General features: G+C 58.5%; 23 protein-coding genes. 14 read left to right on the forward strand and 9 right to left on the reverse strand.

Annotation, left to right across the window (positions count from 1 at the left end; genetic code table 11):
* Positions 1–171: 171 nt before the first annotated feature.
* The 3 genes from xsc to ACEWZM_RS06165 are packed head-to-tail and all read left to right on the forward strand — an operon-like array spanning position 172 to position 3,862.
* The gene (gene xsc / locus ACEWZM_RS06155) at positions 172–1,947 is read left to right on the forward strand and encodes a sulfoacetaldehyde acetyltransferase (protein ID WP_414005595.1); all 1,776 of its coding nucleotides are present in this window, start codon (positions 172–174) and stop codon (positions 1,945–1,947) included.
* A 5-nt stretch (positions 1,948–1,952) separates the two neighbouring features.
* Complete coding sequence (locus ACEWZM_RS06160) at positions 1,953–2,699, forward strand: TSUP family transporter (RefSeq protein ID WP_414005596.1); 747 nt, start codon at positions 1,953–1,955, stop codon at positions 2,697–2,699.
* Positions 2,696–3,862, forward strand: a complete 1,167-nt coding sequence (locus tag ACEWZM_RS06165) for an acetate/propionate family kinase (protein ID WP_414005597.1) — start codon at positions 2,696–2,698, stop codon at positions 3,860–3,862. The genes ACEWZM_RS06160 and ACEWZM_RS06165 overlap by 4 nt, the downstream gene beginning before the upstream one ends.
* 34 nt (positions 3,863–3,896) lie before the next feature.
* Here ACEWZM_RS06165 and ACEWZM_RS06170 read toward each other — a convergent pair whose 3' ends face one another.
* Entirely contained in the window at positions 3,897–4,748 is an 852-nt protein-coding gene (locus ACEWZM_RS06170) for a phosphate acyltransferase (RefSeq protein WP_414005598.1), read from the reverse strand.
* 56 nt (positions 4,749–4,804) lie between these two features.
* On the opposite strand from ACEWZM_RS06170, the gene ACEWZM_RS06175 reads away from it, so the two are divergent.
* The 6 genes from ACEWZM_RS06175 (at position 4,805) to sigJ (ending at position 12,135) form a co-directional block, all read left to right on the forward strand.
* Positions 4,805–5,938 (forward strand): citrate/2-methylcitrate synthase, encoded by a 1,134-nt coding sequence (locus tag ACEWZM_RS06175; protein WP_414005599.1) that lies wholly within the window; start codon positions 4,805–4,807, stop codon positions 5,936–5,938.
* A gap of 82 nt (positions 5,939–6,020) precedes the next feature.
* Entirely contained in the window at positions 6,021–8,861 is a 2,841-nt protein-coding gene (locus tag ACEWZM_RS06180; RefSeq protein WP_414005600.1) for a molybdopterin oxidoreductase family protein, read from the forward strand.
* A gap of 123 nt (positions 8,862–8,984) precedes the next feature.
* Positions 8,985–9,779, forward strand: coding sequence for a 4Fe-4S dicluster domain-containing protein (locus tag ACEWZM_RS06185; RefSeq protein ID WP_414005601.1), 795 nt, complete (start codon positions 8,985–8,987; stop codon positions 9,777–9,779).
* Complete coding sequence (locus tag ACEWZM_RS06190) at positions 9,779–10,666, forward strand: dimethyl sulfoxide reductase anchor subunit family protein (protein WP_414005602.1); 888 nt, start codon at positions 9,779–9,781, stop codon at positions 10,664–10,666. The genes ACEWZM_RS06185 and ACEWZM_RS06190 overlap by 1 nt, the downstream gene beginning before the upstream one ends.
* 129 nt (positions 10,667–10,795) lie before the next feature.
* Entirely contained in the window at positions 10,796–11,257 is a 462-nt protein-coding gene (locus ACEWZM_RS06195; RefSeq protein ID WP_414007975.1) for a carboxymuconolactone decarboxylase family protein, read from the forward strand.
* The gene (gene sigJ, locus ACEWZM_RS06200; RefSeq protein WP_414005603.1) at positions 11,254–12,135 is read left to right on the forward strand and encodes an RNA polymerase sigma factor SigJ; all 882 of its coding nucleotides are present in this window, start codon (positions 11,254–11,256) and stop codon (positions 12,133–12,135) included. Before ACEWZM_RS06195 ends, sigJ begins: the two co-directional genes overlap by 4 nt.
* 379 nt (positions 12,136–12,514) lie before the next feature.
* Here sigJ and dapA read toward each other — a convergent pair whose 3' ends face one another.
* A complete protein-coding gene (gene dapA, locus ACEWZM_RS06205; RefSeq protein WP_414005604.1) occupies positions 12,515–13,387 on the reverse strand; it encodes a 4-hydroxy-tetrahydrodipicolinate synthase in 873 nt (290 codons plus the stop codon).
* Positions 13,388–13,527: 140 nt separating this feature from the next.
* On the opposite strand from dapA, the gene ACEWZM_RS06210 reads away from it, so the two are divergent.
* A complete protein-coding gene (locus ACEWZM_RS06210; RefSeq protein ID WP_414005605.1) occupies positions 13,528–15,486 on the forward strand; it encodes a lytic transglycosylase domain-containing protein in 1,959 nt (652 codons plus the stop codon).
* Here ACEWZM_RS06210 and ACEWZM_RS06215 read toward each other — a convergent pair.
* Both ACEWZM_RS06215 and mnmC2 read right to left on the reverse strand, forming a co-directional pair.
* Positions 15,460–16,383, reverse strand: coding sequence for a DMT family transporter (locus tag ACEWZM_RS06215; protein ID WP_414005606.1), 924 nt, complete (start codon positions 16,381–16,383; stop codon positions 15,460–15,462). The genes ACEWZM_RS06210 and ACEWZM_RS06215 overlap by 27 nt on opposite strands.
* Entirely contained in the window at positions 16,380–17,069 is a 690-nt protein-coding gene (mnmC2, locus tag ACEWZM_RS06220) for a tRNA (5-methylaminomethyl-2-thiouridine)(34)-methyltransferase MnmC2 (RefSeq protein ID WP_414005607.1), read from the reverse strand. The genes ACEWZM_RS06215 and mnmC2 overlap by 4 nt, the downstream gene beginning before the upstream one ends.
* A 58-nt stretch (positions 17,070–17,127) precedes the next feature.
* Here mnmC2 and ACEWZM_RS06225 point away from each other — a divergent pair, with 58 nt between their 5' ends.
* Positions 17,128–18,183, forward strand: coding sequence for an NAD(P)/FAD-dependent oxidoreductase (locus ACEWZM_RS06225; RefSeq protein ID WP_414005608.1), 1,056 nt, complete (start codon positions 17,128–17,130; stop codon positions 18,181–18,183).
* Positions 18,184–18,216: 33 nt separating this feature from the next.
* Here the strand turns inward: ACEWZM_RS06225 and ACEWZM_RS06230 are convergent, their stop codons facing one another.
* The 4 genes from ACEWZM_RS06230 to ACEWZM_RS06245 form a co-directional block, all read right to left on the reverse strand.
* Complete coding sequence (locus tag ACEWZM_RS06230; RefSeq protein ID WP_414005609.1) at positions 18,217–18,759, reverse strand: NADPH-dependent FMN reductase; 543 nt, start codon at positions 18,757–18,759, stop codon at positions 18,217–18,219.
* Positions 18,760–18,994: 235 nt separating this feature from the next.
* A complete protein-coding gene (locus ACEWZM_RS06235) occupies positions 18,995–19,654 on the reverse strand; it encodes an OmpA family protein (RefSeq protein ID WP_414005610.1) in 660 nt (219 codons plus the stop codon).
* Between the two features lie 125 nt (positions 19,655–19,779).
* The gene (locus tag ACEWZM_RS06240) at positions 19,780–20,484 is read right to left on the reverse strand and encodes a helix-turn-helix transcriptional regulator (protein ID WP_414005611.1); all 705 of its coding nucleotides are present in this window, start codon (positions 20,482–20,484) and stop codon (positions 19,780–19,782) included.
* A 354-nt stretch (positions 20,485–20,838) separates the two neighbouring features.
* Complete coding sequence (locus tag ACEWZM_RS06245) at positions 20,839–21,708, reverse strand: methylated-DNA--[protein]-cysteine S-methyltransferase (protein WP_414005612.1); 870 nt, start codon at positions 21,706–21,708, stop codon at positions 20,839–20,841.
* A gap of 189 nt (positions 21,709–21,897) precedes the next feature.
* Here ACEWZM_RS06245 and nth point away from each other — a divergent pair, with 189 nt between their 5' ends.
* Complete coding sequence (nth, locus tag ACEWZM_RS06250; RefSeq protein WP_414005613.1) at positions 21,898–22,542, forward strand: endonuclease III; 645 nt, start codon at positions 21,898–21,900, stop codon at positions 22,540–22,542.
* Positions 22,539–23,528, forward strand: coding sequence for an adenosine kinase (locus ACEWZM_RS06255; RefSeq protein ID WP_414005614.1), 990 nt, complete (start codon positions 22,539–22,541; stop codon positions 23,526–23,528). The genes nth and ACEWZM_RS06255 overlap by 4 nt, the downstream gene beginning before the upstream one ends.
* A gap of 92 nt (positions 23,529–23,620) precedes the next feature.
* Here the strand turns inward: ACEWZM_RS06255 and ACEWZM_RS06260 are convergent, their stop codons facing one another.
* Positions 23,621–24,109: a MarR family winged helix-turn-helix transcriptional regulator gene (locus tag ACEWZM_RS06260; protein WP_414005615.1), complete on the reverse strand. Its 489-nt coding sequence runs from the start codon at positions 24,107–24,109 to the stop codon at positions 23,621–23,623.
* 82 nt (positions 24,110–24,191) lie between these two features.
* On the opposite strand from ACEWZM_RS06260, the gene ACEWZM_RS06265 reads away from it, so the two are divergent.
* Positions 24,192–25,046 carry an EamA family transporter gene (locus tag ACEWZM_RS06265; protein WP_414005616.1) on the forward strand — a complete coding sequence of 285 codons (855 nt, stop codon included), beginning with the start codon at positions 24,192–24,194 and terminating at the stop codon, positions 25,044–25,046.
* Positions 25,047–25,069: the final 23 nt, after the last annotated feature.

Consider the following 25,069-nt stretch of genomic DNA (forward strand, 5'->3'; position numbering starts at 1 on the left):
CTAATGCTTGGAGCTGAGCTCCATACGGCAATGCAGCATTCTGAGCAGCCGCCCCTACTGGTACTAAGCGGGTTCAGCAACTGGCCCTAACTTGACTTCCCCACCCAGAATACACCGGTTGCATCCCGGCCTTTGTGCCGCCCTTTTGGCATCTCATCAGGAGAACACGCGATGAAAATGACCACCGAGGAAGCCTTTGTAAAAACGCTACAAATGCACGGCATCCAACATGCATTTGGCATCATCGGCTCAGCCATGATGCCAATTTCCGACATTTTCCCAGAAGCGGGCATCACCTTTTGGGACTGCGCCCACGAAGGTTCCGGCGGCATGATGGCCGATGGTTTCACCCGCGCAACCGGCAAAATGTCGATGATGATCGCCCAGAACGGCCCCGGCATCACCAACTTCGTGACCGCTGTTAAAACCGCCTACTGGAACCACACCCCACTGTTGCTGGTCACTCCGCAGGCCGCCAACAAGACCATCGGTCAGGGCGGCTTCCAGGAAATGGAACAGATGCGCATGTTCGCCGACTGTGTTGCTTATCAGGAAGAGGTCCGCGATCCTTCCCGTGTGGCCGAGGTCCTGAACCGCGTCATCATGAACGCCAAACGCGCTTCCGCGCCGGCACAGCTGAACATCCCTCGCGATATGTGGACGCAGGTGATCGACGTCGCCCTGCCCGCCATCGTCGAGTTTGAGCGCCCCTCCGGCGGTGAGACTGCGGTCGCTGACGCGGCGGCCTTGCTGTCGAATGCCAAAAATCCAGTGATTCTGAACGGTGCAGGCGTGGTCCTGTCCAAGGGCGGCATCGAGGCCTCCAAAGCGCTGGCCGAGCGTCTGGACGCGCCGGTTTGCGTTGGCTACCAGCACAATGACGCTTTCCCCGGTTCGCACCCGTTGTTTGCAGGCCCCTTGGGTTATAACGGATCCAAGGCCGGGATGGAGCTGATCAAGGAGGCCGATGTTGTCCTCTGCCTTGGCACCCGTCTCAATCCGTTCTCGACCCTGCCCGGCTACGGTATGGAGTATTGGCCCGCAGATGCCAAAATCATTCAGGTAGACATCAATCCTGATCGCATTGGCCTGACCAAAACCGTTTCGGTTGGTATCATTGGTGACGCTGCCAAAGTTGCGAATGGTATCCTCACCCAACTCAGCGATACCGCAGGCGACGCAGGCCGCGATGAGCGCAAAGCAAATATCGCCCATAAGAAATCTGTATGGGCACAACAGCTCACTGAAATGACGCATGAGGACGATGACCCCGGCACGACCTGGAACCAACGTGCCCGCGCTGATAAACCCGAGTGGATGAGCCCTCGCATGGCGTGGCGCGCGATCCAGTCCGCTCTGCCGAAAGAGGCGATCATCTCCTCTGACATCGGCAACAACTGCGCCATCGGCAACGCCTACCCATCCTTTGAAGCAGGTCGCAAATACCTCGCCCCAGGCCTATTCGGCCCCTGCGGCTATGGTCTGCCTGCGATCGTGGGCGCGAAAATCGGTTGCCCTGACACGCCTGTTGTGGGTTTCTCCGGTGACGGTGCATTTGGTATCGCGGTGACCGAGCTGACGGCGATTGGCCGGGGCGAATGGCCCGCAATTACCCATATCGTTTTCCGCAACTATCAATGGGGTGCCGAAAAGCGGAACTCGACGCTTTGGTTCGATGACAATTTCGTCGGCACCGAATTGGACGAGCAGGTCTCCTATGCTGGCATCGCCAAATCCTGCGGCCTGGAAGGTGTTGTAGCCCGCACCATGGATGAGCTGACTGCGGCTCTGGCCAAAGCCATCGAAGACCAGAAGAACGGCAAGACCACCCTGATCGAAGCCCTGATCAATCAGGAACTGGGTGAGCCGTTCCGCCGTGACGCCATGAAGAAGCCGGTCCGTGTGGCAGGCATCGACAAGGCGGACATGCGCGACCAGCAGGTCTAAACCCCATGCCCCTGCCTTTTGATCTCTCATCGGGACAGGGCGTATTTCTGGCCGTCGCATTATTTGCGGCGGCCGTTATTCGCGGGTACTCAGGCTTTGGCTTCTCCGCGATTTTTATCATTCTGGCCACATTGGTCACCAACCCGCTACCGCTGATCCCTGTGGTGTTCTCCTGTGAGATTGCCATGACTCTGTTTCAGGCACGTGGTATCCGCCCTCATATCGACTGGAGGCGCGCCATCGCGTTGTTGGCCGGTGCCGCCATTGCCACCCTGCCCGCAGTTGCGGTCATGTCCCGTCTTGGTGCTGATCAGGCGCGGCTGGCGATCTCACTGCTGGTGTTGGCACTCAGCCTGCTCTTGCTCAGCGGTTGGACGCTATCACGCTCCATCGGCGCAATGGGCCACGGTCTGGTCGGGATTGGCGCAGGCATGGCAAATAGCGCGGGCGTTGGCGGCTTACCCACAGCCGCGTTCCTGACTGCGCAACCCATTGATCCGGCCGTATTTCGCGCCACTATGGTGGTGTTTTTAACCGGCATTGACCTGATGGCGTTGCCGGTGATGGCGGCGCATGGTCTGACTGGACAAGATACCGTCTGGGCAGTGGTTCTGGCCTTTCCGGTCCTTGGTATCGGCGTCTGGTGTGGCTCACGTGGGTTTGCTGTCACTTCGCCCACATTGTTCCGCCGCTACGTCGTGGCTCTGCTGGCAGCGCTGGCATTGCTAAACCTTGCAAAGGGGGCACTATGACCACGCCGCAAACCACCGCTACAGACATCCTTGTCCTCAACGCGGGGTCATCTTCGATCAAATTTGCTGTTTTTGACGCCCAGCTGTCAGAACGCGTCGCAGGCCTCGCCGAGGGTATCGGGACCCCCGACGCACGCCTATGCATCGCAAAGACCGACCTGACCGCGCAATTTAGCGATCATCCCGGTGCCCTTGCCGCGATCCTTGCAGCTCTACCGGAACATGGGATCGACCCACAGGCGCTGGCAGCCGTCGGGCACCGCGTTGTGCATGGTGGGCGCAAATTGACAAAACCGCTGCGCATCACCCCGGATGTACGCGCAGAAATCGCCAGTTGTACGCCGCTGGCCCCGCTGCATAACCCGCATAGTCTGGCCGCGATTGACACGATGACAGGACTGGTTCCAAACCTGCCGCAATTTGCCAGTTTCGACACCTCGTTTCATGCGACCAATCCCGAAGTCGCAACCCGCTACGCTATTCCCCGCGTCGAGGAAACCAAGGGCATTCGTCGCTACGGGTTCCACGGGCTGTCCTATGCCTCGCTGGTGCGACGTCTACCGGACCTGTCGGGCACTGCCCTGCCTTCGCGGGTTCTGGCATTTCACCTTGGCAATGGTGCATCTCTGTGCGCAATCCGCAACGGCCAGTCCGTGGCCACCACAATGGGTTACTCGCCCCTTGATGGGCTGACCATGGGCACACGCTCTGGCGGCATCGACGCCAACGCTGTACTACGGCTCGTCGAAGACAACGGGCTTGAGCGTACCAAGGCGATTCTGAACCACGAAAGCGGTCTCCTGGGTCTGTCGGGCGGCAAATCCGACATGCGTAACCTGATGCTGGATCCCAGCGCTGACAGCGCCTTTGCCATCGAACATTTTTGCTATTGGAGCCTGCGCCACGCGGGTAGCCTGATTGCGGCAATGGAAGGATTGGATGCAGTCGCCTTTACCGGTGGAATCGGTGAAAACGCCGTAGCTGTGCGCGCCCGCATCCTGCGTGGGTTAGAGTGGATCGGGGCACGAATGGACGTTGATGCCAACCACGCCCGCAAACTCCGCCTGCACGCCTCCTCCTCCAAGGTGGCCATCTGGGTGGTTGCCGCCGAGGAAGAGCGTCAGATCGCGATGGACGCCCAGACCCTGATGGAGACGCTATGACCAGCGCTATCCAAACGGCCAGATCGCAAACAGATCAGATCTGCGCGATGGTCAACACAGTTGCCGCCACAATGTCCTCAACCGACGCGCCCCGGCTCAGATCGCAGACAGGTTTGGCAAAGCCCTGCAAAAATGGCCCCAACGCCTGCGCGCCAGCCAATTCCTGGCAGAGCTTATATCCGATATTGCCCGCATCCAGCGTTGGAAAAACCAAGACATTGGCCGCCACCGGCGCGATGCCCTTTTTCTCTGCAATGACCCCATTCAGCGCCGCATCCGCCTGCACCGGCCCGGCGAAACCCGCCAGCTCCGCCGCCTCACGCACTAGGGCGACGCTGTCTCCCTCACCCGAAGTCCCGGTGGAAAACGACAGCATCGCCACCTCGGCATGTCCCAATAGCGCCTCAGCAGACCGCTCAGAGGCACGTGCGATATCCGCAAGCTGCACCGCATCTGGTGCCACGTTCACGGCGCAATCGGCAAACACCAATTCACGCCCGTCCGGAAAGACCATCAGGAAGAACGACGAGGCGAGGCTGACACCCTCATTCAAACCAATGCAAATGCTGGCAGCCTCTATTACGCGGCGCGTCGGCACATCGGCACCGGCTACCATCGCGTCTGCCTCTCCTGCAGCAACCATGGCCGCCGCACGGTACAAAGGCTTGGCAAGCATCCGTCGGGCAATTGTCTCTTTCATCCCACGCGCTGCAACCAATACATCGACATGCGCCTGCGACACCGGCGCCAACGGCATCGCCTCGCACAATCCATCGCGGGTCAGGTGCTCCACCGCAGCGGCGACCCGCGGTTCGTCGATTTCAGGAAACACAACGCGTGCCGCACGATTGCGTGCCACCGCATGTGCTTTTTCAAGTACCGTCATTTTGATCCACCTTCAGATGCCCGTTTCGATCCCAGTGGCGGCAAAAGGAGCCAGCAATGAGCGATAACGTCAAGATAAACCGTGGCCTCAAAGGCATCTACTTTGAACGCTCCGGCGTATCCGACATTGATGGCAGCCAGGGCAAGCTGAGTTATAGGGGCTATTCGATCCACGATCTGGCCAGCCACTCCACCTTTGAGGAAGTCTGCTATCTGCTGATCCATGGCGAGCTGCCAGATGCTGGTCGGCTGGCAGTTTTTGACGCCACTCTCAAATCCGCACGCAGTCTCCCACCGGCAATCATGGATATCATCACCGCCTGTCAACATGGCCATCCGATGGATGTGCTACGCACCGCCGTCTCCGCGCTCGCGGCGATGGAGGCGGACAGCCAGAACGTCGGTGAGGAGGCTTTTGTCGCCAATGGCATCCGACTGATTTCACAGGTGCCAATCATCATTGCCGCACATGATGCCATCCGCAATGGCCGCACGCCGGTTGTACCCGACGCAAACCTCAGCCACGCGGGCAACTGGCTGTGGATGCTAAAGGGTGAGAAACCAACCCCTGAGGCGACCCGGCTTGCGGATGTAGATTTTATTCTGCACGCTGAACATGGTGCCAATGCCTCGAGTTTTGCCGCACGGGTGACCATCGGAACGGAAACCAATCTCCACGGTGGGATCGTAACCGCACTTGCCACGCTTGCAGGCCCCGCCCATGGCGGCGCGGCAGAGGACGTGATGAAAATGGTGCAGGAGATTGGCACCGCAGATAGGGCCGCCGCCTATGTAAAGGCCAAACGGGCAGCCAAAGAAGCGGTCACCGGCTTTGGTCATCGCGTCTACCGCAAAGAAGACCCCCGTGCGCGCCACATGCGCGAAGGCGTACGCCAACTCGGCGCAGAAATGGGCGCACCAGAGTGGTACGAAATCCTGCAGGCCGTGGTCGAAGCAATGCAACCCTATGCGCGCCATGGACTGAACGTAAACGTCGATTTCTATTCCGGCGTCATCTACCAGCTACATGGTATCGCCATGGACCTCTATGTGCCGATCTTTGCCATTGGGCGGATGCCCGGCTGGATCATCCAATGTATCGAACAGCAACGGGGTAACATCCTGATCCGCCCGCTGACACTTTACAACGGGCCGGAACCGCGCACCTATACCCCAATCGACGACCGCTAACGCCGCAAGGTTTGCCACGCCAAGATAATCCATAACGCCGCCCGGACCATGCAGACTAGGCGCACCACAAGACAGGGACACCATGGCACATACCCAGCCTAAGCTAGACACCTCGCCGCCCGTGTCGGAAGAGATCCGCCAGACCACCTGCTACATGTGCGCATGCCGCTGCGGCATCAATGTACATATGAAAACCGACGAGGATGGTAAGAAGAAGGTCGCCTATATCGAAGGCAATCGCGATCATCCCGTCAACAAAGGCGTGCTCTGCGCCAAGGGCAGCGCCGGGATCATGCAGCACAATGCGCCATCGCGCCTGCGTGCACCGATGAAGCGTGTTGGCCCGCGCGGCTCAGGCAAGTTCGAAGAAATCTCCTGGGATGAGGCGCTGGAGATCGCCGCTGGCTGGCTGGAACCCATCCGCGAGGATAACCCCGAAAAGCTGGCGTTTTTCACCGGGCGTGACCAATCACAAAGCTTCACCAGTTTCTGGGCCCAGAACTTCGGCACCTGCAATTATGCGGCGCATGGTGGCTTTTGTTCGGTCAATATGGCAACCGCAGGCATCTATACCATGGGCGGTGCCTTCTGGGAGTTTGGCCAACCGGATTGGGATCACACCAAACTGTTCATGCTGTTTGGCGTCGCAGAGGACCACGATAGCAATCCGATCAAGATGGGCATAGGTAAGATCAAAGCCCGAGGCGCGCGTGTCATTGGCGTCAACCCGATCCGCTCCGGCTATAATGCCGTGGCAGACGACTGGGTCGGCATCACACCGGGCACAGACGGGTTGTTCATCCTCGCTCTGGTCCATGTGCTGATGAAGGCCGGCAAGATTGATCTCAACTATCTCGGCCAGTTCACCAATGCACCGGTTCTGGTCAATCAGGATCCTGACAGCCCCGATTATGGCCTGTTCCTGCGCGATGACCATGGCGCACCTCTGGTCATCAACCGCGCGACGGGTAAACTTGCCCCTTTTGACATGCATGGTGTGCGCCCTGATCTGGGCGGCTCGTTTGAACTGAACGGTATCACCCATGTCTCGGTTTTCCAGCTGATGGCCCAGCGCTATCTCAGCGACGACTACGCCCCCGAAGCCGTGGCCGAACGCTGCGGCGTGTCCGCCAAACGTATCCGTGCCATCGCTGCCGAACTCGCGCGCGTGGCCTTTGACGAAGCATTTGAGCTGGATCAGGAATGGACCGATTTCCGAGGCGAAACCCATAAAACGATGAAAGGCCGCCCCGTCGCCATGCATTCCATGCGCGGTGTCTCGGCCCATGCCAATGGATTCCAAACCTGCCGTGCGCTGCATGTGCTGCAAATCATTCTAGGCACGGTGGAGGCCCCGGGCGGTTTCCGCTTCAAACCCCCTTATCCCAAACCGGTCGAGGCACATCCGGCCCCCCATTGTCGTGTTACCCCGAACAAACCGCTGGATGGCCCGCATCTGGGTTTTGTCCATGGACCCGAGCATCTGGCGCTGAAAACTGACGGCAGCCCGGCCCGCATCGACAAAGCCTTCACCTGGGAAAACCCGATGTCCAGCCACGGGCTGATGCACATGGTGATCTCCAACGCCCATGCGGGAGATCCCTACAAAATCGACACGCTGTTCATGTATATGGCCAATATGTCGTGGAATTCGTCGATGAATACGCGCGGCGTGATGGAGATGCTGACCGACAAGGACGACAACGGCGATTATGTAATCCCGCGTATCATATATTCCGATGCATACTCCTCCGAGATGGTCGCCTATGCCGATCTGATCCTGCCAGACACCACCTATCTGGAGCGTCACGACTGTATCTCGCTCTTAGATCGCCCGATCTGCGAAGCTGACGGCGCGGCGGATGCAATCCGTTGGCCCGTCGTCGAACCCGATCGCAACGTGCGTGGGTTCCAGTCAGTTTTGGTGCAACTCGCCAACAAGATGAAGCTGCCGGGTTTCACAAACGAAGACGGCAGCGCCAAGTGGCAGGACTATGCCGACTATATCGTAAACCATGAGCGCAAACCGGGGATTGGCCCGTTGGCCGGTTTCCGCGGAGAGAACGGCGACAAGGTTGGACGTGGTGAGGTAAACCCCGATCAGCTTGATAAATACATCGAAAATGGCGGATTCTTTGTCGAACACATCCCAACGGAGGCAAGCTATTTCAAACCCTGGAACATGGCTTACCAGGATTGGGCGGTGAACCTTGGCCTTTTTGACAGCCCACAGCCCTATCTGTTCCAACTCTATGTAGAACCGCTGCGCAAATTCCAGCTGGCCGCCGAAGGTCACGGCGAACGCCAGCCACCGGACCATCTGCGTGACCGGATCAAAGAAACCATGGACCCGCTGCCGATCTGGTACGAGACTGACCAGCAGGGCAACGAGGGCTTCACCGTCAATGCACTCACCCAGCGCCCGATGGCGATGTATCATTCCTGGGGTACGCAAAATGCCTGGCTGCGTCAGATCCACGGGCGCAACCCGCTCTACGTGCCAACCAAGCTGATGCGTGACAACAACCTCAGCGATGGCGACTGGGCCAAGATCACCTCTCCACATGGGGAAATCACCGTCCCCGTGATGGAGATGGCGGCGCTGAATGAAAACACCGTCTGGACATGGAACGCCATCGGCAAACGTAAAGGTGCCTGGGCTCTGGAGAAGGATGCGCCCGAAGTCACCAAAGGTTTTCTGCTGAACCACCTTATCCACGAGCTCTTACCGCCAAAAGGAGACGGGCTGCGATGGGCCAATTCTGACCCGATCACCGGTCAGGCCGCGTGGTTCGACCTGAAAGTAAAGATCGAAAAGGCTGCAGCACCGCAGGACCTGAGCGAAAGCCAACCCGAAATTCAAGCGCAGACATCACCTGTGGGCACCGGTCCGAACGAACTGAAGTGGAAAGTAGGCAAATGACCCGGCACCTTCTGGCTAAAAATATCCTGGCGGCCCACTGCATTTGCGCGACGGGTTCGAAAAAGAAATGGCGGCGGGCAATCCCCCGATCAGCCTTCATCAAATTCGTGGAGGGCCGCTGACATGACCGAACTTCCTACAACAACCAACCGCAAGATGGGCCTCGTTATTGATCTGGACACCTGCGTCGGTTGCCATGCCTGCGTGATCTCGTGCAAAGGCTGGAACACCGAAAACTATGGCGCGCCGCTATCGGATCAGAGCCCCTATGGCGGTGACCCTTCGGGAACTTTTCTCAATCGCGTGCATTCCTACGAGGTGCAGCCCTCTCCCTGCGCGAGCCAGCCCAATCCCGCAGCACAGCTTGTGCATTTTCCGAAATCCTGCCTGCACTGCGAGGACGCCCCCTGCGTCACTGTCTGCCCCACCGGCGCTAGCTACAAGCGGGTCGAGGATGGCATCGTTTTGGTGAATGAGGACAACTGCATCGGCTGCGGCCTTTGTGCCTGGTCCTGTCCTTACGGCGCACGCGAACTGGATCTGGCCGAAGGCGTAATGAAGAAATGCACACTATGTGTGGACCGAATCTACAACGAAAACCTCGAAGAGGTCGACCGCGTGCCGTCATGTGTGCGGACCTGCCCCGCAGGCGCGCGGCATTTTGGTGATCTTGGCGATCCGGACAGTAATGTCTCCAAACTGGTAGCAGAGCGCGGCGGTATGGATCTGATGCCGGAAATGGGCACCAAGCCGGTGAACAAATACCTGCCACCCCGGCCCAAGGATCAGATCGAGGAACAGATCGACATTCTCGCGCCGCTTCTGGCCCCTGTCGCCGAAGATCCTAAAGGTTTCCTCGGGTGGCTGGACAAGACGCTTGATAAACTGCCCGGCCAGTCTTCGGGAGGAACCAACTGATGCATCCTGCACCTTCCGTTATAATCTTCACCACCCTGTCGGGTCTGGGCTTTGGTCTCTTGACCTTCCTTGGCCTGGGCAAACCAGCGGTCACCGGCTGGGTGGCCTTTGTGTTCTATGCGATTGCCTTTGGCTTTGCTGTCGGCGGTCTTCTTGCCTCAACCTTTCACTTGGGCCGTCCTGAACGGGCATGGCGTGCCTTTACCCAGTGGAAAACCAGCTGGTTGTCGCGCGAGGGCATCTGTGCAGTCGCCGCCCTGATCGTGATGGGGCTCTTTGCCTTTGGTGCGGTGTTTCTTGACACCCATTGGTCGGCGCTCGGCTGGCTGGGCGCGATACTGTCGCTGGCAACGGTCTTCACCACCTCGATGATCTACACCCAACTGAAGACCATACCACGGTGGAACATGCCGCTAACACCGTTGATGTTCCTCTCATTCAGTCTTGCCGGTGGTTCTCTGCTTGCAGGGGCCGAGGCTCTTGCGCCTTGGTTGCTAGCCATCGCTGGGTCTGTGCAGCTGGCCTATTGGGCAAAGGGCGATCAGGCCTTTGCGACGTCGGGCACGACTATGGGCACCGCCACAGGTCTGGGAGATCGCGGCACAGTGCGCGCGTTTGAACCGCCCCACACAGGATCCAACTACCTGTTGCGTGAATTCGTCCATGTTGTGGGTCGCAAACACGTGCAGAAACTGCGGGTGATCGCCTTTACTCTTGGCTTCGCATTGCCGCTACTTTGCCTGATCCTGCCCGTAGAGGGGCTGATGCTCAAACATACCCTCGCGGGTCTCGCTGTGCTCCTGCACATCGCCGGCATTGCCGTATCGCGCTGGCTGTTCTTTGCGCAGGCCGAACATGTGGTCGGGCTGTACTACGGAAAACGGTAAACAAAAGCGGGGCGTCCTGATCAGACGCCCCGCTTTTTGTGTTAATCTCAAAATTTCTTTTGTATTCGACGTCACAAACGCTTCCCCTGGCTCGTCCTGTTCCTGAAGCCCACTGAAAGGAACAAGATGATGACCCAACGCCTTGATTACTTCGCCATCGCACCTGAGCTGTTCAAACCTATGATGGAGCAGGAAAACCTGTTCAAGAACGGCACGCTGGAATACAGCTTGGTAGAATTGGTCAAACTGCGCGCCTCCCAGATCAACGGCTGCGCATTCTGCATTCATATGCACAGCCACGACCTGCGCGCCCAAGGCGAAAGCGAGGATCGGATGCAGCTCTTGAATGCCTGGCGTGAATCCACTCTCTATACCCCGCGGGAACGGGCGGCTCTTGCTTGGTGCGAAGCGCTGACGCGGGTAGAAACCATCGGCGCGCCCGATGCGGATTTCGATGCAGTGGCCACGGTGTTTGAGCCGCGCGAACAGGTGTTGCTGACCCTGTTGATCAGCGCGATCAACGCCTGGAACCGGATTGCAATCGGTTTTCACACATCCCATCCTGTCGACGAGGAGGCCAGCGCCGCGTGACAGCAATAACCAAAGACAACGGAACCGATGCGTTCCTGTCTGCGCGGCCGCGTTTATTTGCGGCCGCCTACCGGATGCTGGGCAGCGTCAGCGACGCCGAGGATATCCTGCAAGACGCCTATCTGCGCTGGCAGGCCGCGCCTCAGGATGAGGTTCTCGACGCGACCGGCTACTTACTGCGTATCACTACTCGGCTCTGTCTGGATCAGTTAAAATCCGCCCGCGCCCGGCGCGAAACATATACCGGTGCATGGCTGCCCGATCCTGTGTTGACTGACGATGCGACCGACCAGCTGGATCACGATGTCTCTGTGGCGCTACTGCTGGCGCTGGAAGCGCTGTCGCCGCTGGAACGCGCAGCCTTTCTGCTGCATGACATCTTTGACAGCCCTTATCAGGATATCGCTACGGCTCTGGACCGCTCGCCCTCCGCCTGTCGCCAGCTGGCCACCCGTGCTCGACGAAAAGTACAGGATCTGCGGCCGAAGCGCCCCAACAACCCGGATCAGGGCCGCGCCCTTACCGACGCTTTCTTTCACGCCTCCAAAACCGGCGATACCGCCGCTCTGACACAGTTGTTGTCCGAAGATGTGCAGCTGATTTCCGACGGCGGAGGCAAGGCAATGGCCGCGCTCAATCCGATTTACGGACGCGACAAGGTGCTGCGCCTGCTGGACGGGATTGCCCGCAAATCCGGCAAGCGGACTCCAGATCGCTGGCGGCTGTGTCAGTTGAACGGTCTACCGGCAATCCTGAACTGGGCCGAGGACGGCGTTTTTCAGGCCACGTCACTGGATATTCGCGACGGCAAAATTGCCCGTATCTATGTGATCCGCAACCCGGACAAGACCCGGCATCTGATCGATCTGTTGGACTGATCAACGGTCGGCCTACACCCCGTTGCCAACCAGCGTACGGCGCCCATACGAGTGATACATTTCATAGCGCTACCCTATTCGGGATCGCGATCACATCCGGGATTTACGACCCCGGACCACTTGGAAACCGACTCCAATGGCATCCCGCCAACGGGGTTTGTGCAAAACAGTTTGGCACAGGGGCGGTGACGCGCCCTGCGACCTCCAGCTATTCCCGGGATCTCTCTCGGGGCGGCGCCGCCTTTCCTATTTTCTACGGTCCAATCATGCAGGATCGACCCTAAACAAGCTGTTCGAGGCCAAATCGAGCCCGAACAAAAAAGACCGGAACGCAGCTGCGTCCCGGCCCTAAAATGCTATGTTTTGCGAATGCCGAGGCTTACAGCAGACCTGCATGCAGCATGGCGGCATCAATCGCTGCTTTGGTGCTGTCTTCCAGAGTGGTCAACGGGAGACGAACCTCCTCGCTGCACAAGCCCAGTCTGGACAAGCCGTATTTTGCGCCGACCAGACCCGGTTCCATAAAGATCGCCTCATGCAACGGCATCAGCTTGTCCTGATACTCCAACGCCAATGCGTAATCCCCCGCGAGCGTTGCCGCCTGGAATTCAGCACAAAGTTTAGGCGCGACATTGGCTGTCACCGAAATGCAGCCAACACCACCATGCGCGTTGAAACCCAACGCGGTTGCATCTTCGCCAGACAGCTGGACGAAATCCGAACCGCAAGAGGCACGCTGCTGCGACACGCGAGCGATGTCACCGGTGGCATCCTTGACACCAATGATCTGCGGCAGCTTCGCCAACTCGCCCATGGTTGCAGGGGTCATATCAACAACCGAGCGACCGGGAATATTGTAGATCACAATCGGGATATCGGCGCAGTCATGCAGTTCGGTAAAATGCCCAATCAGACCACGTTGGGTCGGCCTGTTATAATAGGGCGTCACCACCAATGCAGCATCAGCGCCAACCTCGGCTGCGAATTTTACAAACCGCTTGCCTTCAACCGTATTGTTAGACCCCGCACCCGCTATCACAGGCACACGGCCCGCAGCGATTTTCACGACCTCTGCAATCACGGTTTCGTGTTCATCATGCGTCAGGGTTGGGCTTTCCCCGGTGGTCCCAACCGGAACCAGACCGCTGGATCCCTGATCAATATGCCACTCGACCAAGCGTTTGAGCGCATCCAAATCCAGCTCGCCGTTGGAAAACGGGGTGACGAGGGCTGGCATAGAGCCTTTGAACATGGGCACGCTCCCTTTGCTGTTCGTGCCGACGCGGGGTTGCGCCGCCTGAGTGAAGGACATACCGGGAATTTGAGTTGATACCGGCACGTCACGGGTTATCGTCAATGGCTCTATCCTCGGAACGTTGGAAAATGCAAGAGATGACACGCATTCTGGCCCTCATTGCCCTCATTTCCGCCTCTCTGGCCGGACAATCAGCCACGGCCGCTGACCTCGGTAAGGCGTTGGAACTGATGCGTTCGGAGAAATGGAGCGAGGCCAGTCGCAACGCCGGGCGCGAGGCAACTGTTGCGCGTGATATCATTGAATGGCACCGGTTACGGGCTGGGATGGGCTCTGCCTCTGATGTCATGGCCTTTCTTGCCCGCCGTTCTGACTGGCCGGGACTTGCGCTGTTGCGGCGCAAGAATGAGCCTGAGATTGCTGGTGCGGGCCGTAAGGCTATTCTGGAGTTCTACAGCGACCAACGACCCCAGACCGCCGAAGGCGCGCTGAGCTATGGGCAGGCCCTAATCGCGGCAGGGCAGAAAGGCGAAGGCGAAGCGGAGCTGGTTCTAGCCTGGCGCACGATGCCTATGGGATCGGTCATCCAGGAAGACTATGTCAAACGTCATGCCAAATTGCTGGCCTCGCATCACGCAGCGCGGCTGAACCAGCTGTTGTGGGATGGTCACAAAGTCAGCGGGCGACGGATGCTTACGCTGGTCAACGACGATCAACGCAAACTCGCCGAAGCTCGTTTGGCCCTTATGGATGCCGAACCCGGCGTCGATGGCAAAATTGCCGCTGTACCGGATACGCTGCGTGATGATCCCGGTCTGGCCTATGATCGCTTTGCCTGGCGCGACCGGAAACGACGGCAGGAAGATGCCATCACGCTGATGATGGATCGCAGCACCTCCGCCAAGAAACTGGGCGAGCCGGAAAACTGGCTGCGACGCCGTCGTGATCTGGCACGACAGGACATGCGCGACGGCAATCATGAACGGGCTTACCAACTAGCGGCACATCATTTTTCCTCGCCCGATGCGGGCTATGGCTATTCGGACTGTGAATGGCTTGCGGGCTATATCGCGCTGCGCAAGCTAAAGGACCCAGAACTGGCTGCTTATCATTTCGAACGGTTCCTTGCCTCGGTTGAAAGCCCCATCTCTGTGGGTCGCGGCGGCTACTGGCTGGGTCAAGCCTATGGAGCACATGGCGATATTGAGAAGGCTCATACTGCCTATGCCAAGGCAGCGGATTATCAGACCTCCTTTTACGGGCTGCTGGCCGCAGAGGTTCTGGGCCGTCCCTTTGATCCAGATCTGACCACTCCGCCGCAACTGCCCGATTGGCGCGCCGCTCGTTTTCTGAACTCCACCGTTGCAGAAGCTGGCATGCTACTGTTGCAGGCAGGAGATCTGCCGCTAGCGGAACGATTCCTCACCCATCTGGTCGAAGGGCTAGACCCGATTGAAGCCCGCCAGCTGGGCGAAATGGCTGTAAGCATGAACGAACCCCATCTGGCGGTGATGATCGCCAAACGCGCAGCGCAAAAGGGTGAAGAGCTGGAAGCCGCCTATTTCCCGCTGCATCCTGTGGCACAGAAGGATCTGCCCATGGCGCGCGAAATGACGCTCGCTATTGCTCGCCGCGAAAGCGAATTTGATCCCATCGTGATCAGCCACGCAGGCGCACGCGGTTTGATGCAGTTGATGCCTGCCACTGCAAAGCTTGTGGCCGGTAACATGGGTATTCTGGCCAATCATACGACCCCACGGTTGATCTCCGACTGGTCCTATAACGCGCAGTTGGGCAGCAATTATCTGGCTGATCTGGCGGGCGATTTCAATGGCAACGTGGTTATGATGGCGGCTGGTTACAACGCCGGGCCCCACCGCCCCAAGGCCTGGATGGAGCGTTACGGCGACCCCCGAGACGGCACCCCGGCTATTGTCGACTGGATTGAGCACATCCCCTTTAACGAGACCCGCAACTACGTGATGCGGGTCACCGAAAGCCTGCCAGTCTATCGCGCGCGTCTGGGGAAGACACCACTGCCTGTTCCGTTCTCACAGGAGCTGTCAGGCTCAACCCTTGACGCGTTCGCGCCATAGGGTGAACAGCCCAGCCGCAACGATGATCGACGCCCCAACAGCCACATTGATGCGGATCACCTCGCCAAACACGACAACGCCCAGCATCGCGGCCCAAATCAGGTGGAAATAGGCGAACGGCTGTACTGCGCTGGCCTCGGCCATCTCGTAGCATTTGATTAGCAGCCAGTGGCCGGTCACGCCTGAAACACAAAGCACTGCCATCCAACCCCAGTCACCCTGGCTCATCGGTTGCCAGTGCCATAGACCTACAAAGGTCATCGCCACCATGCCCGCAACACCGGTCCAGAAAAAACTGGTGGCAGTGCTGTCACGTCGTGCGGCATACCGCGTGACCAGAGCATAAAGCGCGAACATCAGCGCCGAGACGAACGGAATAACCGCCAAGGGGTTAAAGATTCCGGCACCAGGTTGCAGGATGATCAAGACACCAATAAGCCCCGCGCCGATTGCGGCCCACCGACGCCAACCAACGCTCTCTCCCAACACAGGTCCGCTGAGTGCGGCGACCAGAAGCGGATAACAAATAAAGACGGCGACACTGTCTACCAGCCCCAGAACTGTAAAACTGTAGACAGCAACGCAGATTTCAGCGACCAGCAGCACTCCGCGAAAGATCTGTAGTCCGAGCTGATCAGTGCGTGCCGTGCCGCGAATCCCGCCCGGTGCGCGGGCAGCTAGGGCGATGACAAACAGCGCAAAGAACCAATAGCGCACCATGATCACCATGAAGGTGTTGTATACCCCTGCCAGATGGCGCGAAATCCCGTCCTGCAAAGCAAATACAATGGTCGCAGCGATCATCAGCAACACACCAGCCGAGACATTGTTGCTCTGCACCCGCGGTGCTTCGGTTGGGCGCGGGGGTAGGATCTTGGCTTGTGGTGTCATGCTCATCGCAGTGTCGCCTTTGTCATATGTCGCTTGCGTCCGAAACCTGCGCGGCGGGTAACCTCAAAACCGGCGGCCTCCAACCCACGACGAACAAACCCTGCCGCCGTATATGTCGCTGCCGTGCCGCCTCGCCGGGTGTGGTCTGCGACCGATGCCAGAAGATCCTCTTGCCACAGCTCCGGATTCTTGGCTGGGGAAAACCCATCCAGAAACCAAGCATCTGCCTTACCTGTCCATTCTGGCAGCGACACGCGGGCGTCGCCGGTGATCACCTCCAGCTTCAATGTCCCCAGATCGCACATCCCTTGCCCGGTCCATTCTGCCAGAAACCGCGCCGCCCATGGGGCCACATCCGGGAAAGCCTCCAGCGCGCGGGCCATATCGGCGGGCACCATAGGGAAAGCTTCGAAACTGGTGAAATGCAGCACGTCTACATGATCCATATCCGCGCGTGATGTCTCCCACGCGCGCCATGCGGTCAGCATGTTCAGCCCGGTGCCAAAGCCCAGTTCGGCAATCTGAAACCCATCCGGCACGCTTGTGAACCGCTGCAGAAGGTCGTTTCCGTCCAGAAACACATGTTCAGTTTCGGCCAACCCATCCTGTATGGAGAAATAGGGGTCGTCGAATTGATCGGATACCGGAATGCTGCCATCCCGCCAGCTGAGCTGCGCCTGCTGGTCTGCCATGCAATTATCCCCTAGATGATGCGCTGGAATGGCCGGACACTGGCGAAAGGGCTCGAAAATGGCAATGGCAGATATCACTGTGCGCGGAGCCGGAATTTTTGGCCTGTCCATCGCCTGGACCTGCGCGCGGCGTGGTGCATCCGTGCAGATTATCGATCCCTTTGGTGCCGGGGCCGGCTCCAGTGGTGGTCTGGTAGGAGCGCTGGCGCCGCATGTGCCGGAAAACTGGAATGCCAAAAAACAGTACCAGCTGGAAAGCCTGTTGATGGCACAGGAATTCTGGCAGGCGGTCGAGGCCACCGGAGGCGTATCACCAGGCTATGGCCGCACCGGGCGGCTGCAGCCGATCAATGATCAGCGCACTCTGGATCTGGCGCGTCAGCGCGAAGGCACTGCCGTTGAGTTATGGCAGGGTAAGGCCACTTGGACGGTTACCAAGAGCGAAACCCTTGGTGCTTGGGTACCGCCCAGCGCGACCGGCTTTGTGGTTCACGACACGCTCAGCGGTCGGATGCATCCGCGCCGCGCCTGCACAGCACTGGTCGCAGCACTCGCGGCCATGGGGATCAATGTCCAAGCAGAGGCTCCCGATCAGGGGCAAGTCATACATGCTACGGGCTACGCCGGATTGATGGACTTGAACGCAGTTTTGGACAGGCCCGTAGGAAACGGGGTCAAGGGACAAGCCGCGCTATTGCGTTTTGGCCAGACGCCAGATGTGCCGCAGCTTTATGCCGACGGGCTGCATATCATTCCCCATGCGGATGGCACATTGGCGATCGGCTCCACCAACGAACGAGAATTTGACGATCCCAATAGCACCGATGTGCAACTTGATGACGTGATTGAGAGGGCCCTTGCTGCCCTGCCAGTACTGCAAGGCTCGGATGTCATCGAACGTTGGGCCGGAGTCCGCCCCCGTGCCAAATCTCGTGCGCCGATGCTCGGGTCTTGGCCCTCAAAGCATCCCGGGAAAGCGCAGCATTTTATCGCCAATGGCGGCTTCAAGATTGGTTTTGGCATGGCGCCCAAAGTTGCTGAAACCATGGCCGATCTGGTGTTGGACGGGGTAGACACTATCCCCAATGGATTTCGGGTCGAGGACAATATGTGACGCCGACCCGTTCCCGTGTTTGGCGCGACGTTGTTAGCGACTGATTTCAACGCGCAGCTTCGTCATCAGTGCTTCCAGTGTTTCTGTGTACCGCTCGCTCCGCAGACGACCGCTGTCGTCAAACTCGCTATGTGACTTTGCAAGATGAACCTGCGGCCCGGTCAGAACACGCGCCTGGAAGGGCACAAGGAAGGTCCGCAAGATAACCTGCGATTTCTCACCTCCTGACCGGCCGGCAGCAGCAGACATGATCGCAACAGGCGTGTCCTGCCAAGGTGAACTGCTGGTACGGCTGACCCAATCAAGCGCGTTCTTCAGAACACCCGAAGGCGCGCCATTGTATTCAGGCGTCGAGATAATCACTGCATCTGCTGCCTCGATCTGGTCCGACAGGCGCTGAACAGCTTCGGGAATACCCTTGGCCTGTTCATCATCGCCGTCATAAAGCGGCAGGTTAAGATCCGCCTCGATGACCTCGGCGGGCCCGAACAGGCGTACGGCCTCTGCCAGCAGTTTGCGATTGGTAGCCTCTGCACGCAGCGAGCCGGAAATGGTGATGATTTTTGGATCGGACATGGTCAAGGCCTTCTTTCATTGAATGCTTCGTCTCGTATGAACCTATGCAAGTTACCTAACAAGAAAAGGTCCAACACGGCGCAACCGATGTGCACCAATACAGAATGCGCGCAAAATCATATCAATTGCGCATAAATGCACACTCGAGTGGATACCAACATGCGAGCGGATACAAAAAAGACCGCACCTAGTGGAGCGGTCTCTCTTTGTTCAAATCGTTAGGCCAACCGACGATTTACGCCGCTTGCGGGATCACCACAATTTCTACGCGACGGTTGCGTGCTTTGCCTTCAGCAGTGAGGTTTGAGGCCACTGGCTGGCTCTCTCCGCGACCGACGATCTGCACGCGGTTGTAAGGGACACCACCGGCCTGGATCTGATCCGCAACGGCGTTGGCGCGGCGTTCAGACAAGCCTTGGTTATAACCCGCATCGCCATCACTGTCGGTATGTCCAATCACCTGAACCTGACTATTGGGGTAGCGCACCAAGCTGGCCGCAACTTTGTTCAGGTCCGACCGCACTGCGGACGATATCGCAGCACTATCCGTGGCGAATGTCAGATCATTGGGCAACGAGACGATCAAACGATCGCCAGTGTTGACGATAGAAATCCCGTCGTTGGAGATGGACTGGCGCAGCTCGCGTTCCTGTGCATCCAGCTGGTTGCCGATCACACTACCTGCGGTTGCCCCAACCAGTGCGCCGGTAACAGCACCTAGTCCACGGTCAGAATCATTGGCAGCAGCGCCAACCCCGGCGCCAATCAGGCCACCGATAAGCGCGCCGCGCTGTGTCTTGCTGCCGGGCGTGCCCACGGTTGCTGGATCAGTACAGGCGGTCAGGCCAAGGCCGGCGGCCAGGATGGCGGCGGTGGTGAGTTTCATCTGCATCATCAAAATCTGCCTTTTGCTTGCTCAATCCGGGCAACGCCCGTGCATTCGGAAGAATATCGTGTCACCGCGCTGTCACCACAAGGCAATGTCTTGTGCATTCGGCGAAAACCTGCCCAATTTCGACCTTAGGACGAAAGGACGCGAGTCTCATCGCTCCAGGTGTTTTCCTCCTGTTCGGCCCATAATTTGCGCAGAGTATCGGCTTCAGGGACGAAACTTTGGTCCAGTAAATCGGCGCGAAGCATACGGTCGGTACGGAAGTGGCGAAAACCGCCTCGCAACTCACACCACGCCGCAAGCAAGGTGGATTCGACATTGTAGATAAGCGCCAACGGACGCAGGATTCGCTGAGTTTCAACGCAATCCGGATCAAGATACGTCAAATGCAACTTGCGACTCTCACGGATTGCTTGGCGCAACAGTCCTTTGGACACGCAGCCCTGTTCGGGATCATCCAGCGGCGCGCCCCAAGGCGCGACTTGCAGCCGATCCCGAGGAGACCGGCATTCCATGACCTTCCGGCAAATCCGGGTGGCGGCTTGTTGCAGCGCCTCGTCGCCGGTGCGCATGAGCATCGACAGCCCCACATATAAGGCCTCCAGCTCTTCGTCGTCGAAATTGAGCGGCGGTAGATCATAACCCTTGCGCAACACGTAGCCGATGCCCGCCTCCCCCTCGATCGGGGTACGCATCGCCTGCAATGCCACGATATCCCGGTAGACCGTTCGCTTAGATACCTCCAGCTTCTCGGCCAGATCCTCAGCGCGAACGGGTCCGCTGGCGGCACGCAGGATTTGAATAACTTCGAACAGGCGATCGGTTCGCGGCATGAGTTCTCTCCAGTGACAACCTGCTGACACGATAGCACACCCCGCTGACATCATGTGTCAGCAGCGTTCTGTTGTTCTGTCATTAGTACAGAAGGAGAGAAATCATGCTGTCATATGACTGGATCGTCCTCATCACCCTTGGATTGGATCGCTGGGGAAAGCACCGCCATCCGACCGCCTCTTATGAAATGGCACCTTATGAGCAAGAACGCGAAGCGGCACGTCTGCGTTATGAACGCAAAAAACAGGCCGCTAGTGAGAGGGCGGATACGTCCATTGGGATGACTACCGCCCTAGCCTCGGTCGGACTCTCAGCTACAAAACACCCGCGCTCACGGCTGTGGTCACGCTGGTTCAGCCGGTCAGTTGACCGTCAGCAATCGGCGTGCCCTCATCCCGCGCAGCCTCGTAGGCCAGCATCGCGCGTTTGACGGGCAGGCCCCAGTGGTAGCCCCCGAGCGCGCCGGATTTACGCAGGGCGCGATGACAGGGAATGAGCCAACTGACCGGATTGCGCCCCACCGCCGTGCCCACCGCGCGCACGGCACGGGGCGCACCAATGGAATGGGCAATTTCGGAATAGGTGGTGACCTGCCCCGATGGAATACGCAGCAACGCCTCCCACACCTTAATCTGCAGCGGTGCGCCGATCATATGCAGATTTGCCTCGCCACGCTGGTCAAAGATCGCCTCAATCATGGGCCGCAGGGCCATTGGATCTTCGACATAGTCGGCCTGGGGCCAACGGCTCCGCATGTCAGCCATAGTCGGCTCGGAACCGGTCTCGGCCGCAAATCCAATACCGCAAATACCTTTTGCAGTCCCCATTACCAGCACTAGGCCAAAGGGGCTGTCGAACCAGCCCCAATAGATGCGTAGACCGGCTCCCTTGCGGGCATATTCACCGGGACTCATGGCCTCCCAGCGCAGGAACAGATCGTGCAAGCGACCGCTACCGGATAGACCAACCGCATGGGCCGCCTCCAGCGTGGTGAAACGACCGTGCAATAGGCTCTTGGCATGACCCAGACGCAGGTACTGCTGATAGCGTTTGGGAGAGACCCCAACCCAAGCAGAGAACACCCGTTGAAAATGTGCCGGGCTCATATCCATGGCGGCGGCTAGCTCGGCCAGCGTCAGATCCTCACCGTCCGCATCAATCAGCTCAATCGCGCGGCGCATAACGCCGTAATGATAGCTCTCCTCGCGTGGCTGTATATTCATGAGGGACTCTCCCGATCTGTGGTTCGCTCTCTTAGTACACGACCAGGGCCAAGGCATGCGACCCGGATCTTGCGAGAACGCGGGTTCTACGTTGTTACGACCCGCTTTGGCTCTCCCGGTAACGCTTCGCTCACCTATACCAGCTTTTCTATTTGCGCCGGGTGGTCCTGCGCGGCATTAAGGTCTGCGATGGCAAAGCAACTCGATTATCACACGCTGCGGGAAATCTTCACGCGGTTTCAGGCAGCGGATCCAGAGCCCAAGGGCGAACTGGAGCATGTCAACGTCTACACCCTCGTGGTGGCAGTGGCGCTGTCTGCGCAGGCCACCGACGCTGGGGTCAACAAAGCGACACGGGCGTTGTTTCAGATCGCCGATACCCCGCAGAAGATGCTGGATTTGGGGCTGGAAGGGCTGACCGAGCATATCAAGACTATCGGGTTGTTCCGTCAGAAAGCCAAAAACGTGATCAAGATGTCGCGGATATTGGTCGAAGACTATGACGGCGTTGTACCCAATTCCCGCGCAGCACTGCAATCACTGCCCGGTGTCGGGCGCAAGACGGCTAATGTGGTCTTGAACATGTGGTGGCGTCAGCCGGCACAAGCGGTCGACACGCATATATACCGTGTCGGCAACCGGGCAGGCATAGCGCCGGGCAAAGACGTCGATGCGGTCGAACGTGCCGTCGAAGATAACATACCGGCAGATTTTCAGCTCCATGCCCATCATTGGCTGATCCTGCACGGCCGATACCATTGCAAAGCTCGCAAACCGATGTGCCCCACCTGCATTATTCGCGATCTTTGCCAGTTTGAGGATAAAACTCTATGAAAACCTACCAGCTCGTCGGAATCGGCAATGCCGTTGTGGACGTGATCAGCCAATGCGACGACAGCTTTCTGGAGCATATGGGCATCGAAAAAGGTATCATGCAGCTGATCGAACGCGATCGCGGCGAGGTGCTGTATGCAGCCATGCAGGAGCGCGTACAAACACCCGGCGGTTCAGTCGCGAACACCATTGCAGGTGCAGGCGCGCTGGGGCTGGATGCGGCATTCATTGGCCGGGTTCACGATGATGCGCTGGGACGGTTCTATGCGCAGGCAATGGCTGACGATGGCGTTGATTTTGTGAACCCACCAGTCAAAGGTGGCGAACTGCCAACATCACGGTCGATGATCTTTGTGTCCGGCGATGGCGAACGGTCGATGAACACCTATTTGGGTATCTCATCCGAGTTGTCCTCGTCGGATGTTCCCGACACCGTTGCGGGCGAGGCGAAGCTGATTTTCCTTGAGGGCTATCTCTTCGATAAGGACAAGGGCAAGACCGCTTTTATGGAAGCCGCGCGGGAATGTCACAAAGGCGGCGGCAAATGCGGTATCGCGATTTCCGACCCCTTCTGCGTAGAACGGCACCGCGCCGACTTTCTGTCGTTGATTGAAAAAGACCTTGATTTCGTGATCGGCAATGAGGCCGAAATCAAATCCCTTTTTGAGACCGACGATCTGGAAGAAGCCTTAGCCAAGACGGCAGCCATCTGTCCACTGGTGGTCTGCACCCGCTCCGGCGATGGTGTTACCGTCGTCCAAGGCGACACCCGCGTATATGTTCCGGTTGAGCGCGTGGTGCCCGTCGATGCAACGGGTGCGGGCGATCAGTTCGCCGCTGGCTTCCTGTTTGGCATGGCCAAGGGACTGGATATCGAGACCTGTGCCAAGATCGGCAACACATGTGCTGCTGAGGTGATCAGCCACATTGGTCCCCGCCCCAAGGCGGTGATGAGTCAGGTCTTGCGCCGTGAAGGGCTGATCTAAGGCAACCAAGCCTATGCTTAATACAAAGCCGCCCCGGTACAATCGGGGGCGGCTCTTTTCATGTGTGATCCCGATAGCATTGCCTATTCAGGTCAGGCATTTTCAGCTGAGACAAGCGCCTTTGACAACAGATCGGTAAGACTGCGTTGCTCCTCCGGAGGCAATGCGCCCAGCAGACGCGCCTGCGTCGCGACATGGACCTCGACCACCTCATTGATCAAGGTCAGCCCTTGCGGTGTCAGTTCGATAAGAAAACTGCGGCTGTCCTCTGGATTGACGCCGCGCGCGACCAGACCGGCGTCCACCAGCCGGTCGATACGGTTGGTCATGGTGCCGGAAGCCACCATAGTGGCCTGTAGCAAGTCCCCCGGCGACAACCGATAGGGTTCACCCGCGCGGCGCAGAGTGGCCAGAACATCAAACTTTGCCCCGTTCAGGTCATAGCGCGCCCAGGTTTTCTGCATTTCCTTCTGATAGGCTTGCGCCAACCGCCCGACCCGCCCGATGACAGCCATCGCTGATACATCAAGGTCCGGGCGCTCTCTCTCCCATTGCTGGGTCACAAAGTCTACGTGGTCCATATATTCGGTTTTATCGCAGAGTATCTTGACGTCAAGAAAAACCTACATATCTTGACGTCAAGAAACCTTGAAGGAGCCTGCCATGCAGAGCCGCGATTTGATCCTAACCGCATTGGCGCCAATCATCTGGGGAAGCAGCTATATTATCACGACCACATTGTTGCCGGGACAATCACCACTGCTGGTTGCCCTGCTCCGCGCCTTACCTGCGGGTCTATTGCTATTGCTCATGGTGCGGCAGTTGCCGCCACTGAACTGGGTGCCACGCCTACTGATACTTGGCGCGCTGAATTTTTCTATCTTCTGGAGCCTGCTGTTTGTTGCCGCTTATCGGTTGCCAGGCGGGGTGGCTGCGACCCTCGGTGCAATACAGCCGCTGGTGGTCGTATTCCTGTCTGCGCTGGTCCTGAAGACACCTGTGCGTGCGGCCGCAGTGCTGGCAGCCGCATTGAGCATCTTTGGTGTGGCGTTGCTGGTGCTGGCCCCAAGCGCGGAACTGGACTTGATCGGCGTGATTGCCGGGCTGGCCGGGGCAATTGCGATGGCAGCCGGTGTTGTGCTGAGCCGCAAGTGGCAACCGCCGGTGCCCCTGCTGACCTTCACCGCCTGGCAACTGACTGCGGGCGGGCTGCTGTTGGTGCCTGTTACAGTTTGGTCCCTGCCCGCCCTGCCACATCTGGACGGTGAGAACCTCGTAGGGCTGGCCTATATGAGCCTGATTGGAGGCGCTGCGACCTATGTGTTGTGGTTTCGTGGCATTGCCCGGCTGGAGCCATCAGCGGTGTCACTTCTGAGTGTTCTAAGTCCGTTGTCAGCGGTGCTGTTGGGATGGGTCTTCCTCGGAGAGGTGCTGTCGGCGAAACAGGCCATTGGTGCCGGACTCGCGCTATTCAGCCTATGGCTGGGGCAAGGCACCTTGGGTTGGCGCAAACGTTGAATGGCGAGTGTCTGAGATACAGA

Origin of the sequence: Phaeobacter cretensis (assembly GCF_047372505.1) — a bacterium.
In the GTDB taxonomy this organism is placed as follows: Bacteria; Pseudomonadota; Alphaproteobacteria; order Rhodobacterales; family Rhodobacteraceae; genus Phaeobacter; species Phaeobacter cretensis.